Below are 13,886 nucleotides of genomic sequence, written 5' to 3' on the forward strand. Positions count from 1 at the left end.
TCGTGTCTCTGGACAACCGTCTGCGCGGCGTTTCCTCCGCATCCGTCCTCGCGTTCCTGCTTTCCGCGCTGTCGCTGGCGTGGGTGCTCTTCGTCATTCCACCTCAGACCTATCGGCCACTGATGTTGCTTGTCGGCGTCTGGGCCACGCTTCGCCTGAAGCCATCGGCGGGGCGATGGGGGCCGGCGCTCGACCTGGTGTGGGTGGTGGTGACGATGTTCGGGTTGGGGTGGCCACTCGCGCAGGGTGAGGCGTTCTGGTACCGCGCGGCCAATCCGACCGGTGGCGACGTGGTGGCCGGCATGGCCGCGTTGCTCGTCATCACCGAGGCCGTGCGTCGCACCACGGGCTGGGCGCTGCCGATCGTCACCGTGGGTTTTTTGGCGTACGCCGTGTTCGGTCCAGCGCTTGCGTCCATCGGCCTGGCGGACATCGCCCATCGTGGATACGACCTGCCGCGGCTGGTGGGCAACCTCTACATGACACTTGAGGGCATCTACGGCGTGCCGCTCGATGTGGCGGTGACGTACATCACGCTGTTCAGCATTTACGGCGCCGTACTCGAAGCGTCTGGCGCCGGCACGTTTTTTCTGGATTGGGCGTTGTCCCTCTCTGGTGGTGCGCAATCGCCTGCGGCGACGGGCCGGTCCGTCTCGCTCGCGGGTTTTCTGCTGGGCACGGTGTCGGGTTCCGGTGTCGCCACCACCGTGACGCTCGGGTCCATGGCATGGCCACTGTTGCGCCGTGCAGGATTTGAAGCGAATACGGCGGGCGCGATGCTTGCCGCATCGGGCATCGGCGCGTTGCTCTCGCCGCCCACGCTGGGCGCCGCGGCATTTCTCATCGCCGAGTACCTGCGAGTCTCGTACCTCCAGGTACTGGTGATGGCCACCATTCCCACCGTGCTCTACTACGCGTCGATCGTGCTGATGATCGATGGCGACGCGCAGCGCATCGCGCTGCCTGCGACTGGTGTCGCGACTGGCGTACCACGCGCTCGATTGCCACTGCATTCGTACTGGCACTTCACCTCACTCTTCCTCGTGGCCGTGCTGATGGCGTTGAGCTTCACGCCGTTCCGCGCGGTGTTTTGGGCCACCCTGGCGGCGGTCGGCATCAGCGTGGTGACGCGCACACCGCTTGGGCCCAGGCGTCTGGCATCGGCGCTTTCGGAAGGCGGCAAGGACACCTTGTCGGTGCTTTCCACCACCGCCATTGCCGGCGCCATCGTCGGCGTCGTCACACTGACGGGGTTCGGCCTCAAGGCGGCGGGCCTCATCGTGGCGCTGGCGGGTGGATCGCTGCCGCTGACCGTGTTGTTCGGGGCGCTCGCGGTGTGGATTCTGGGTCTTGCCGTGCCGGTGACCGCGTCGTACATCATTGCGGCCGTGATGGTGGTTCCGGCGCTGACCACCGTGGGCGTCGCACCGATCGCCGCGCACATGTTCGTGTTTTATTACGCGGTGTTGTCGGAGGTCAGTCCGCCCACCGCGCTGGCGCCGTTTGCCGCCGCGGCGCTGACTGGCGGTCAGCCGTTCCGCACGATGATGCTGACGTGGAAGTACTCGTTGCCCGCATTCCTGGTGCCCATTGCGTTCACGCTTGAGCCGCGAGGCATGGGGATGTTGATGCAGGGGCCCTGGGGCGACGTAGTGGTGGGATCGATCACCGCGCTCGTGGGTGTCGCGGCGCTGGCGTTCGCGATGACGGGCTCCCAGGGCCTGCTGGCATCGCCTGGATCTCGCGTCGCGCTGGGGATTGGCGGCCTGTTTCTGGTGCATCCTGCACCGTGGGCCGACATGACCGGCACCGCTCTGGTAGCCGCGGTCGTGGTGGGACGCCGTGTTATCTTTAGCCCGTCCCGGAGGACGCACACATGAAAACTCTCAAACAACATTGGATTCTGGCCACGGTAATCGTGGCGGTCGCGGCCGGCTCCACGCTGGCCGCACAAACTCGACAGTCCCCAGCCCCGCGAACCGCTCCCCAGACGCTCGCCGCGGTCACTTCGCCGAAGGCGGAACTGGGCAATAACATTGGCGACGACTACTACCTCGCCAACTACACCCAGTTGATGGCGTACTGGCGCAAGCTCGAGAAGGAATCGCCGCGCCTGAAGGTGGTGGAGATCGGCAAGACCGCTGAAGGGCGGCCGCACCTGATGACCATCATCACGTCGCCCGAAAATCATCGCCGCCTCGATCGGTTCCGCGAGATCTCAGCCCGGCTGGCCACCGCTGAGGGCCTGACCGACGAGCAGGCGCGCGCGCTGGCGAAAGAAGGCAAAGCCGTGGTCTGGATCGACGGCGGCTTGCACGCCACCGAAGTCCTGGGCGCACAGCAGTTGATGGAAACGGTCTACCAGTTGGTGAGCCGCACCGACGAAGAGACGATGCGAATTCTCAACGACGTGATCATCCTGGCCGTGCACGCGAATCCGGACGGGATGGAACTGGTGTCCAACTGGTACATGCGGAATCCCGTCCCGGAGCAGCGCTCCACGGGCGGCATTCCGGTGCTGTACCAGAAGTACGCCGGTCACGATAACAACCGCGACTTCTACATGTCGGCGCTCGACGAATCCACCAACATGAATCGCGTGATGTACAAGGAGTGGTTCCCGCAAATCATGTACAACCACCACCAGACCGGCCCCGCCGGCACGGTGATGTTTGCGCCGCCCTTCCGCGATCCGTTCAACTACAACTTCCACCCTCTGATTCCTGCAGGGATTGACCTGGTGGGCTCGGCGATGGCGACGCGTTTCCTGGCCGAGAACAAGCCTGGCGTGACGTCTCGCGCGGGCGCGGCGTACTCGACGTGGTGGAACGGCGGCCTGCGTACGACCGCGTACTTCCACAACATGATCGGCATCCTGACCGAGACCATTGGCAATCCGACGCCGACGCAGATTCCGTTCACGGCGAGCAAGTTGCTGCCCAACTCGAGCCTCTGGTCGCCGATTGCGCCGCAGCAATGGCACTTCCGCCAGTCGATCGACTACTCGTTGACGGCGAACTACGCCATTCTCGATCTGGCATCGCGGTATCGCGAGACGTTCCTCTTCAACATCTACCAGATGGGCCGCGACAACATTAAGCGGTCGAGCGAAGACTCGTGGACGATGACGCCGCGGCGCGTGGCGGCGATTCAGGCGAAGATGGCGGCGGCCGGTGGAGCGGGCGGCGGCCGTGGTGGACGCGGTGGTGCCGCGGTGGCTCCGGCTGGCGCGGCTCCGGCTGCGGGCGGCGGTCGTGGTGCCGGTGCGGGTGCGGGCGCGCCCAATCCCTACTGGACAGAGTTGCACTCTCCCGAGATGCGCGATCCGCGCGGGTTCATCATGAGCGCGGACCAGCCGGACTTCGGCACGGCGACGCGTTTCATGAACACCCTGATCAAGACGGGCGTCACGGTGCATCGCGCGACCGCGGCCTTCACGGTCAACGGCAAGCAGTACCCGGCCAACTCCTACGTCGTCAAGACGGCGCAGGCGTTCCGGCCGCATGTGATGGACATGTTTGAGCCGCAGGATCACCCGGATGACTTCCCGTATCCCGGTGGCCCGCCGAGCCGTCCGTACGACAGCGCCGGCTACACGCTCGCGATGCAGATGGGTGTGCAGTTCGACCGTATCCTCGACGGCTTTGATGGTCCGTTTGTGAAGGTTGTCGGCATGGCCGTCACACCGGCAGGCCGGGTCATTGGCGGCACGACGGGCGCCGGCCAGGCCGCGGGTTATTACTTCACGCACAAGGCCAACGACAGCTACATCGCCGTCAACCGCCTGACGAAGGCCGGCGAAACGGTGTCGTGGCTGGCGGATGGCCCCATGGGCGCCGGCACGTTCTACGTCACGGCCAAGGCCACGACGCGTGCGACCCTCGAAAAGCTCGCGGTGGATCTGGGACTGACGTTCCAGGCCGCCACGTCGGCGCCCACCGGTCGCATGACCGTACTGCGCGCGCCGCGCATCGGCCTGTTCGATCAGTACGGCGGGCAGATGCCTTCTGGGTGGACGCGGCTCGTCTTTGAGAACTTCGAGTTCCCGTACACCGTGGTGTACCCGCCGATGCTTGATGCCGGCAACCTGATCGACAAGTTCGACATCCTCATCTTCAACGATGGCGGCATTCCTGCTGTGGGTGGCGGTGCGGGTGGCGGCCGCGGCGGCGGGGGTGGTGGTGGCGGTCGTGGCGGTGGCGCGGGTCCTGAAATCCCCGAGGAGTTCCGCAACCGGCAGGGCAGCGTGACTGCCGAGACGATGAACAAGATCAAGGAGTTCGTGCGTGCGGGCGGCACCGTGCTGACCATCGGCGGCGCATCGTCCAGCATTGCCGCGCACTTTGACCTGCCGATCGAGAGCCACCTCACCGAGCGTGGCGAAGACGGCCGCCTCGGCCCGCTGCCGGGAACGAAGTTCTACGTGCCTGGGTCGGTGTTGCGCGCGGCCGTGGAGCCCAACTCGATTCTGGGTCACGGCACCGGGCCGGAGATCGACGTGTTCTTCGACAACAGTCCGACGTTCCGTCTTGGACCGGCTGCCACCTCACGCGGCATCAAGACCATCGCGTGGTACAACACGCCGACACCGCTGCGCAGCGGCTGGGCGTGGGGACAGCACTATCTGGAGAACGGCATCGCGGCGTTCGAGGCCGAAGTGGGCAAGGGCCACCTCTACGTGTTCGGCCCCGAGATCGCCTTCAGATCTCAGCCGCACGGCACGTTCAAGTTCCTGTTCAACGGGATTCTGCTCAGCGCGACGGAAGGGCTGCGCTGAAGGAACACACTCGGGCTTGAGAACCAGCCCGAGCTACGTACCGGATCGATATGAACGTAGCTCGGTTCGATTCACGCGGTCGATGCAACGGCCGCCGCTAGTCTATCCGCAGGCGTTTCATAATCGAGCGTTTTGCGCGGACGCGTATTGAGCCGATCCGCAATCCGGTTGAGTTTCGCCTGGCTGAAGGTGCGCAGGTCCGTGCCCTCGGGGAAAGCATTGCCGGAGCAGCCCATTGGTGTTTTCGTGCCGCGCTGCCACGGGCTCTGCGGATCGCAGAGCTTACCTGGACGTTGGTGGCCATCGTAAATTGCCGATGGGCCGCCATCTCCGACCCTCGATCCCAGGTGAGCGAGCGTCGCAGTTGTGGCGGTAGTTGGCGAATGTGACGCGCGGTGCGCGCGACGCTGGGCGCATCGATCTGCGGCGTGCGCACCAGCATCACGAACCGCGAGTGCCGTTCGACCAGCGTGGCAATGTGGGAATGGTGCGCCCCGCGGAGCAGATCGCCTTCCCAGTGACCCGGACGGCGCGATCGGTCGCCTCGGCCGGCCCCGGAATCGAGACCAGATCCGCAATGCGCGAGTGCGTCAGGGCGGGCCGGCCCGTGGGCGTCGTAACGCCCCGCGCGTCGTAAATGCTGCACGAGGGCGCGCTTGAGGACGCCGCGGGCCTGGACAAACAGACTGCGATAAATCGTCTCGTGTGAGACTTGCATCTCGGGATTATCACGGTAGCGTCGCCGCAACCACGCGGCAATCTGCTGCGGCGACCAATCCTGCGTCAGGGCGGCCGCGACGACCGCGCGTAAGCGCGGCTGCTGGGCCAACCGACAGGGTTTCGGTCGCCGGGCCCGCCGCCACGCCGCGTGGTCGGCGGTGGCCGCGCGATACCGCGTGCGTCCGCCATGCCGATGCACTTCGCGGCTGATGGTCGACGTCGGACGGTGCAGCCGTCGGCCGATGGCCGCGAAGCTGTCGTGGGCCGCCACCCCACGCGAAATCTCCTCGCGCTCCGCCGCCGTCAGCGTCCGCGGGGCGCGACGCCGGGCGCGGCGGGATGCCGCCCCACTCGCGAATCACGCTATGGATCGTTTGGCCCGACGCGCCGACCGCCGCCCCATCGCCGCGACGTTTCGCCCCGCTGTCGCCGCGCCCAGATCTCTGCTTTCAGGACTTCGCTCATGTCGAATGCTTGCACGCTCCACCTCCGTGGACCGTTGCAATCACCGCTTGAATTCACCCGGGCTGTTCCTCAAGCCCGAGAAGCTGAACGTAGCTCGGCCTGTTCCTCAAGGCCGAGGCCGACCCGCACCGACCACAACGCGTGAAGGCCCTGAAGGATGAGTCATCCTTCAGGGCCTTCCGTCTTACTGGTTCGGAGCCCCGCCGCCTCGACCAGTACCAGGCGCGGCAGGCATCGCGGCCTTGTCGAAGCGCGGCAGCATCTGCTCGCGCATCGCGATGTGATAGACCGCCGACGCCACCGCAATCGCCGACTTCTTCACGTCGTCCACCACGATGCGCTCGTAGGTGTCGAGGTTGGTGTGCCACGTGTGGCTGTTAATATCAATCGGATCCTGGCTGGCGCCGATGCCGGGGATGCCGGCCGCGTTGAAGATGGTGCTGTCCGTGCCGCCCGCCGCACGGCTGGCTGACGCCGTGGCGCCATAGACGCCGAAGTCTTCAAACTCTTTCAAGTACGTTGCCACAATCCGCGCCGCTTCAGGCGGGCCAAACACGGACATGCCGCGGACGCGGCCGGTGCCCGAGTCGATGTTGAAGTAGCCGTTGAACTTCGAGAACTCGGGGAGCGGGTCTTCGGCGGAGCCGAAGTGCGCGGCCACGTAGGCACGCGAGCCCAGCAGGCCCTGTTCTTCGCCGCCCCAGAGCGCGACGCGAATCGTCCGTCGCGGCTTGACGCCGATGGCCTGAAGGATGCGAGCCGCCTCCATCATGATCACGCTGCCGGCGGCGTTGTCCGTGGCGCCGGTTGCCGAGTGCCACGAGTCCGGTGGCCGCCCAGCATCACCACTTCATCGGCTTTGTCCGTGCCGGGAATCTCGGCAATGGCGTTGTAGGACGTCCGGCCCGCCGGATAGTCGCGGTTGACGATGGTGAATTCGAGCTGCACCGGCGTGCCGTCAGCCATGATGCGCGTGATGCGGCCGTAGTCTTCGTTGCGCAGCACCACGGTGGGGACGGTCTTGGTCGTGTCGTACGCCGAGTAGTTGAACGCACGAATCTGGCCGTGTTCGCGAGCGGCGTCATTGACGCGCAGAGCGGCGCCTGCGGTCATCAGGAACGCGTTGACCCGTGTGGCCACGTCAGCCGCACTCAGTCGCGCTGGACCTGCCGGCGCCGCCGGTGGACCACCGCGTCCGGGGGCATTGCCGCCTCGCCCGCCTCGGCCCGCGCCACCAGGCGCCGCATTCGGATCCGGGTTGAACTGCGCTTTAGTCTGTTCGTCGTCCCGCCGTTTGGCGGGTGGGTTTTCCTGGAAGGCCACCTGCGTATGGGCACCCACAAACACGATGCCGCCGCGCACTTTGGCTTCGATGGACTTGAAATACGCGTTGAGTTCGTCCTCGGTCGGCCCCAGGCGCTGGGGCGCGTTGCCACGCCCGGCGCCGCCGCGGCCGGTCACGTCGGCCGCAATCGGAGCGTCGACCACGGGCCCCATGGGCGTGATGAGATGGACGCCTTCGGCGGTGACCGTGCCGTTGGTGGACGGCGTCCACGCGAGCACTTCAAACACCAGATTGTCTTTCACCGGCGAGAGGATGTGGCCGCTGGCCTTTTCGTTGAGCCAGCCGGCCCGGCCGAAGTCCCACGGCTCGAGCTTGCCGTTCTTGAACCCCCACTGTTCCATCTGCTGCACGGCCCACTTCGCCGCGTTTTCGTGGTTGGGCGAACCGTCAGCCTCGGTCCATACACGTCCGTCAGGAAATGCATGGTCCGCATGAGTTGGGAGTTGTCCCAGCCTTCTTTGCGAATTCGGGCGTTGACGTCCTTGTCAATTGTTTCCTGTGGGGCCTGGGTGGCCTGCGCGATGGGGTACGCCACCGCAAGACCGAACATGAGCAACGGAAGAAGCAGCCTGCGCCTCATATCTGAGCACTCCTCAAAGGTTGGGAATCGGACCCCTCGCCAGTCGTGTTCTGATAGGCGGTGAGCAAGCGGATCATACATGACGCACGAGACTTGGACCTATCCGGAGGAGCTGGCGCAGGCGCTGCTGATGTATGGGCTGAAACCCACGAGCGTGACGCCGCCGCTCATGGTGCGCGACGCCGTCAACGACCTGTACCGGTACGAAATCCGGCGCCTGCGGCAACGCCGTCACGACGGACTGGTGGAAAAATCGAGATACGTGGACGAAGTGATCCTGCTGCGCAAGCGCTACTGGCCGCTCACGCTGCAGCCGGAACACTGGGAGAAGATCTGCGCTACCCGTTCTTCTCGGGTTCCCAGCGCAGACCAGCCCTGAGAATGCGCTGAATCAGGGCCGGATAGTGGACCCCGGCCATGTCGGCCGACCGCGCGAAGTCTTCCCCGATGGCAATCTGGGGATTCGGGTTCGCCTCGATCACCCAGACGCGTCCCTGGGCATCAGTTCGCATGTCGATGCGCGCGTAGCCGCTCAGTTGCAGCGCCCGATACACACGCTTACACATCGCGGGATGCGTTCCTGCACACCTTCGGTCAACGGCTCGGCCACTCCCGTCATGATGCCGGCCTTCTCCTGATAACTGCCGCTCCACTTCACGCGCGAGGTCGCAATGCGATGTTGGCGGTCGGTCATCTTCTGGAAGAACATCTCCCAGACCGGAAACACCTGCAACCGGTCGTTGCCGACGATGGCGCAGTAGAGTTCGCGGCCTTCGATGTATTGCTCCACGATGGCTTCGGTGTGGATGGAGTCGTGAATAAACTGGATGCGCTCCAGCATGCGCCGTTCGTCTTCCACCACCGAGGCCTGCGAAATGCCGATCGAGGCCTCCTGCGTCAGTGACTTGACAATCACCGGATAGGTCATCCGCTTGGGAAGCTTGAACTTTCGGCGCCGGTACGCCACGGCAAAATCGGGCGCGGAGATGCGGTGGTATTGCAGCAGTTTCTTCGACAAGGCCTTGTCGCGCGCCAGAATCATGCCCCGCGGATTGCAGCCGGTGTACGGCAAGCGCAGCAGTTCCAGGTACGACACCACGTTCTGGTCGTAGGTGCCGACCTCGTGAAACGCCTCGAGAAGATTGAAGACGATGTGCGGTTTGAATTCTTCAGCCGCTTGTTTGATCGGCGTCAATTCGTCCGCGATGCCAAGCACACGCACTTCGTGCTTGAGATCGTCGCGAAGCGTTTGAGAACGTCGTATTCCGTCCGCCATGGAGCTTTGTCGGTCTCAATACCCGACACGTCGTCTGGCGGGACGAGGTAATGATGAATAAGGAGGAGGACGCGAAGTCTCCTCATGCGCGGTGCCACCTCATTGCAGAGGAATCATAAACGGATCTCGCGCTGGAACAAAACGCGACGCGTGTTCCGACGTCGTCGTGAGCACATCGCGGAGGTACCAATCGACGCCGCGATCCTGATGCCAGTCGCGCGGATACCCGAGCGACACCTCTTCATGTCTGACGCCGTGTCTGACGATCGTCGTGCGCATGTGCAGGTGGCCCGATACAACTGCGCGCGCGCGAAAGCGCCTCGGCCAGTCTTCAGTGCGCGTCGTGCCGCACCAAATCGAGAAGCGCGGTACTCGTGGTGGACGAGCGAGGTCGTAGCGCAAGGGCCAGTGATTGATGAGCACCGTCTCGGCATCTGCCGGCAAGGCGGACAATCTGGCTTCTGTTTCGTCGCACCGCGCAGCACACCACGCCGAGCGCGATGGCCAGGGTGTGGGGTCAAGCATCTGTTCGTCGCCGCAGACCACGCCGCTCTCGCGGGCCCAGGCCAGCGCACCTTCGCGCGTCACGTCTGGCGGACGAAACGAGTAGTCATAGAGCAAGAACATCGGACAGATGTAACTGGCGGAACTGGCGGAACTGGCGGAACTGGCGGAACTGGCGGAACTGGCGGAACTGGTGGAACTGGGGAACTGGGCGTAGGGGTCTTCTGGGGTTAGTACCCCGTAGCTGCGGCAGGTTTCGACGAGTTGGTCGTAGCGGGCCTGGCCGCGGGTGCGGTCGGTGGCGTCGGGCGGGCACCAGAGGTCGTGATTGCCCGGAGTCCAGATGACCTTGGCGAAGCGGGGTGTGAGCTGATCGAGCGCGAAGCGCAGGTGTTCAACCCGTTCGCCCACGTCACCGGCCACGATGAGCCAGTCTTCGGGATACTGGCCCAACGCCTCGATCCCTGCGCGATTCAGCTTGTGGCTGAGGTGGAGGTCGCTGATGGCAAGGAGGCGCATCAGCGGGCGGTTAACGCGTCAAGCGTCACTTCGCTTACGGCAATGTCGGGCCGGGGCAAGCCGGCCGGCTGTGGCACGGCCACCGAGAGCAGATATCGAGGCGTCGGCTCAAACAACGCGAACGCCCAGTCCTGGCTGGTGCCCACGAGCGAGTCGCGGAAATGTATGGTCGGGTGCTCGCCAGCCACACTGAACTCCAGATCGGCCAAGTGGACGGCGATACCGAGGCCGCGCGCCTTCAAGTAGGCCTCCTTCAAGGTCCAGTAGGTCAGAAACCGGTGGGTCTGTGCGCCTTCCGGCTGCCGCTCGATGTCTGCGACTTCGGCCGGCGCGCAAAATCGCCGCGCCAGATCCCGCGTCAGCGGCTGGCGATCCAGATCCTCGAGATCCACGCCCACCGGGCCACCGACGACAACACACACGCCACCAGGTTGCCGGAATGAGCAAGGTTGAACGACCAGGGCGATGACGGCGCCGCAATTTCAGGGCGGCCCCGCTCGCCCTCCTTCAGTTCCCACACCGCCGCGGGCGTCCCCGACAACGCCTCGAGCCAGCCACGAATCAGCAGTCGACCGACCAGAAACTGGTGCGCAGAGAGCGGATGACGGTAACGGGTGTATCGATCGCGTTCGGTCTGCGGCAGACGCGCCACCCAGGTCGCCGCGTCGCCTGCGCTGACCGCCGACACGTCGACCCAACAGACGCTGACGGCGGAACCCGCAGGATGTGGAAAGGACACGTCTGGTGATTGTAGCAATGGCGCTTGGTGACTGTGGCAATGGCGAAATGTCACAAATGTCCGAAATGGCGAAGTGCGGACAAACCATTGCAGGGAAGAATGTTCGAATGTCCTTGGTCGTCTATGGTTGAATCTGCCGCTCCAAGGTCATTCGCTCATTGCGCGTCTTGGACATTCGAGGGATTTGGCCACTCTCGCATTGCAGACATTTCGCCATTTCGGGCATTTGTGACATTTCGCCATTGCCACGATCACCAAGCGTCATTGCTACAATCACCACATGGTCATCTGCTTGTTTCCAGGACAAGGGTCGCAGTCAAAAGGTATGGGCGCTGAGTTGTTCGATCGGTATCCCGATTGGACGGCACAGGCCGATGATGTGCTTGGGTTCTCGATTCGCGAGTTGTGTGTCGACGATCCGCGCGAGGAACTTCGGCGCACCCAGTTCACCCAACCGGCGTTGTTTGTCGTGAATGCGCTGACGTATCGGGCGCGGATCGACGACGGGAAGACGGTGCCGGACTTTGTGGCCGGGCACAGCCTGGGCGAATTCAACGCATTGCTCGCGGCAGGCGTATACGACTTCGCCACAGGGCTGGCGATGGTCAAGCGGCGTGGACAGATCATGGGGCAGGTGAGTGGCGGCGGCATGGCGGCGGTGATTGGCATGGAGCCGGCCGCGATTCAGGCCGTGCTCGAGACCACCGAAGCCGGGCGCCGGCTCGACGTGGCGAACTTCAATTCCTACGATCAGACGGTCATCGCGGGGCCGCAGGAAGACCTGGCCTCGGTCAAGGAGCAGTTTGAAGCCGCGGGCGTTCGCGCGGCCATCCCGCTCAATGTGAGCGCACCGTTCCATTCGCGGTATGCGCGCGGCCGAGGCGGAGTTCAGCGAGTTCCTCGCCGGCGTCGAATTCAGCCGCCCCGGGATTCCGGTCATCTCCAACGTCACCGGCAAGCCCTACGACGACGCGCGTGCGCGAGACCTTGTCAGAACAGATCGGTCACTCGGTCCGCTGGCTGGATTCGATGGAGTTCCTGCTGTCGCAACCCGAGCCTGCGTTCGAGGAAGTCGGACCTGGCACTGTCTTGTCAAAGCTCGTCGCGCAAATAAAGAAACGGCGACGAGCGTGAGGGCGATTCGCGTAATGGCGAAATGTCACAAATGTCCGAAATGGCGAAGTGTCTGCAATGGGTGAATTCTTGAATTGACGAATGGTCACCCATTCAATGAATGGCTGAATGTCTCACCCTACTTCGAGCTGCTTGGTTCCTTCTCCGGGAAATACCGCTCACGTGTCGTGGCGCGGGCCCGGCCAAAGATATTCCTGAGTTCAATGGCTTCCTGAAGCGCTCGCTCAATGGGGCCCCTGAGCTGCGCGTCGCGATTGGTCGCCTTGAGTTGTGCCAGCCAATGCGCGCTCTCATCGGCCTCTTCGTGAACGATTTGGAGCTTGGCCGCGAACTCCCTGGTTGAACGGGCGCGGCCTGCGGAGCGGTGGTTTGCGGCAACGCTCCCAGCCGCGCGGTTCAGCTGGTCGCAGGCCGGCCGGAGTTCCGGCTGCACACGGACTCTTCGCACGATATCCACAACATCAATCGCAAAGCGGCTGCTACGGGTCTCAAGGGCATCGATGCGGGCACGATCGGTCATGCCGCTCTGGGTGAGCAAGCGGCATGCCAGGCTGTTCTTGCAGGAAGTCAGGCCCTCGCACAGCGATCATTGCAGTTTCTTCAACGACCGCTCATTTGGCGGAAGCAGAATCTGCCAGACATTCAGCCATTCAATAAATGGGTGGCCATTCGTCAATTCAAGAATTCACCCATTGCAGACATTTCGCCATTTCGGACATTTGTGACATTTCGCCATTGCCACCGGCTGTCAGCGACCCCTGACAGTGATGGCGCCGTTCGTGGTCTCCAGCCGGATACGTGCGCCTCCAGTGCCCATGCGGCCGTCCAGGCGGCGGCGCGATTCTTCCGACACCTGAAGCGTCAGGTTGTCGCGTTCGATGGCGCCGTTTGTGACGCGGGCGGAGAAGTCGGCATTGGTGCTATTCGGCAACGAGAGCGTGATCATGCCGTTGGTGGTTTCGGCAGCAATGCCTTCGCCTGAGACCGACTCGAAGCCGAGATCGATGACCCCGTTTGTGGTTGAGACTTTCGCGCTCTGCTTCAGGCCAGTCGCGGTGACACTGCCGTTACTGGTTTCCGCCGAGAAGTGGCCGCCGATGTTTGTGACCACAATTTCGCCGTTGGAGTTGACCAGCGACAGCGAGGCGCCTTTCGGCATCGTGACCGTGTAGTTCACGCGGCGCGACACATTCATCATGATCCCGCGGCTGGTGCTGTCGATGCTGACCCGGTCGGGCTTCACATCTTCCTTCATTTCGAACAGCGCCAACTGCTGCTTCGCGACATCTTCGGTGCCGGCTTTGACGATGCGCTCGGCGGTGACGGTGACCGTGTCACCGTCCCCGGCCGTCACATTAATGCCGCCATTGGAGCTGTTGATGATCAGCTGGCCGGTGGGCGTCAGTGGATAGGACCGGGTCCACTGGTCCTTCGCTTCGACATCAGTGGACAGCTGCAGGTTGCAGGCGGCGAGGGGCGCCAGCGCGACGAGCAGCGCCGGGGGCGCCGAGCAAGGCCAGAGTGCGTGGAAAGCGGCGCGCGGGGAGTGTGCGATATCGCATGACGCATGATACGCGCGCAGGGCGCCGGCGGTTCGCGGCGCCGCGGGCGCCGCCGCCATTGCGCCCATTGCGCCCATTGCGCCGCTCTTGGCGCCGCTATTGGCGCCGCTTGTAATGGCGAAATGTCACAAATGACCGAAATGGCGAAATGCCGGACACACCAATTGCAGGGAAGAATGTCGGAATGTCCTTGGCCGTCAATGGTTGAATCTGCCGCTCCAAGGTCATTCGTTCATTGCGCGCCTTGGACATTCGACCATTCCCG

General features: G+C 63.9%; 8 protein-coding genes and 4 pseudogenes. 4 read left to right on the forward strand and 8 right to left on the reverse strand.

Annotated elements, in window-relative coordinates; all coding sequences use genetic code 11:
- Positions 1-2: 2 nt before the first annotated feature.
- A complete protein-coding gene (locus IPL75_08900; GenBank protein MBK9240377.1) occupies positions 3-1,880 on the forward strand; it encodes a TRAP transporter fused permease subunit in 1,878 nt (625 codons plus the stop codon).
- The gene (locus tag IPL75_08905; protein ID MBK9240378.1) at positions 1,877-4,777 is read left to right on the forward strand and encodes a peptidase; all 2,901 of its coding nucleotides are present in this window, start codon (positions 1,877-1,879) and stop codon (positions 4,775-4,777) included. The genes IPL75_08900 and IPL75_08905 overlap by 4 nt, the downstream gene beginning before the upstream one ends.
- A 71-nt stretch (positions 4,778-4,848) precedes the next feature.
- Here the strand turns inward: IPL75_08905 and IPL75_08910 are convergent.
- A pseudogene (locus IPL75_08910) lies at positions 4,849-5,962 on the reverse strand (IS30 family transposase).
- Positions 5,963-6,146: 184 nt separating this feature from the next.
- A pseudogene (locus tag IPL75_08915) lies at positions 6,147-7,857 on the reverse strand (M20/M25/M40 family metallo-hydrolase).
- A 109-nt stretch (positions 7,858-7,966) separates the two neighbouring features.
- Here IPL75_08915 and IPL75_08920 point away from each other — a divergent pair.
- Positions 7,967-8,266, forward strand: a complete 300-nt coding sequence (locus IPL75_08920; GenBank protein MBK9240379.1) for a hypothetical protein — start codon at positions 7,967-7,969, stop codon at positions 8,264-8,266.
- Here IPL75_08920 and IPL75_08925 read toward each other — a convergent pair.
- The 4 genes and pseudogenes from IPL75_08925 to IPL75_08940 all read right to left on the reverse strand — a co-directional run bounded on the left by IPL75_08925 (position 8,226) and on the right by IPL75_08940 (position 10,925).
- Positions 8,226-9,249 (reverse strand): annotated as a pseudogene (locus IPL75_08925) (ATP-grasp domain-containing protein). The gene IPL75_08920 and the pseudogene IPL75_08925 sit on opposite strands and share 41 nt — an antisense overlap.
- Before the next feature lie 13 nt (positions 9,250-9,262).
- Positions 9,263-10,186 (reverse strand): metallophosphoesterase, encoded by a 924-nt coding sequence (locus IPL75_08930; GenBank protein MBK9240380.1) that lies wholly within the window; start codon positions 10,184-10,186, stop codon positions 9,263-9,265.
- Positions 10,186-10,608 carry a 4-phosphopantetheinyl transferase family protein gene (locus IPL75_08935; GenBank protein MBK9240381.1) on the reverse strand — a complete coding sequence of 141 codons (423 nt, stop codon included), beginning with the start codon at positions 10,606-10,608 and terminating at the stop codon, positions 10,186-10,188. The genes IPL75_08930 and IPL75_08935 overlap by 1 nt, the downstream gene beginning before the upstream one ends.
- Positions 10,545-10,925 carry a hypothetical protein gene (locus IPL75_08940; protein MBK9240382.1) on the reverse strand — a complete coding sequence of 127 codons (381 nt, stop codon included), beginning with the start codon at positions 10,923-10,925 and terminating at the stop codon, positions 10,545-10,547. Before IPL75_08940 ends, IPL75_08935 begins: the two co-directional genes overlap by 64 nt.
- 280 nt (positions 10,926-11,205) lie before the next feature.
- Here IPL75_08940 and fabD point away from each other — a divergent pair.
- Positions 11,206-12,059, forward strand: a pseudogene (gene fabD / locus IPL75_08945) (ACP S-malonyltransferase).
- Positions 12,060-12,177: 118 nt separating this feature from the next.
- Here the strand turns inward: fabD and IPL75_08950 are convergent.
- Both IPL75_08950 and IPL75_08955 read right to left on the reverse strand, forming a co-directional pair.
- Complete coding sequence (locus IPL75_08950; protein MBK9240383.1) at positions 12,178-12,579, reverse strand: four helix bundle protein; 402 nt, start codon at positions 12,577-12,579, stop codon at positions 12,178-12,180.
- Positions 12,580-12,807: 228 nt separating this feature from the next.
- A complete protein-coding gene (locus IPL75_08955; GenBank protein ID MBK9240384.1) occupies positions 12,808-13,680 on the reverse strand; it encodes a DUF4097 family beta strand repeat protein in 873 nt (290 codons plus the stop codon).
- Positions 13,681-13,886: the final 206 nt, after the last annotated feature.

This window comes from Acidobacteriota bacterium (assembly GCA_016716905.1).
Taxonomy (GTDB): domain Bacteria; phylum Acidobacteriota; class Vicinamibacteria; order Vicinamibacterales; family SCN-69-37; genus SYFT01.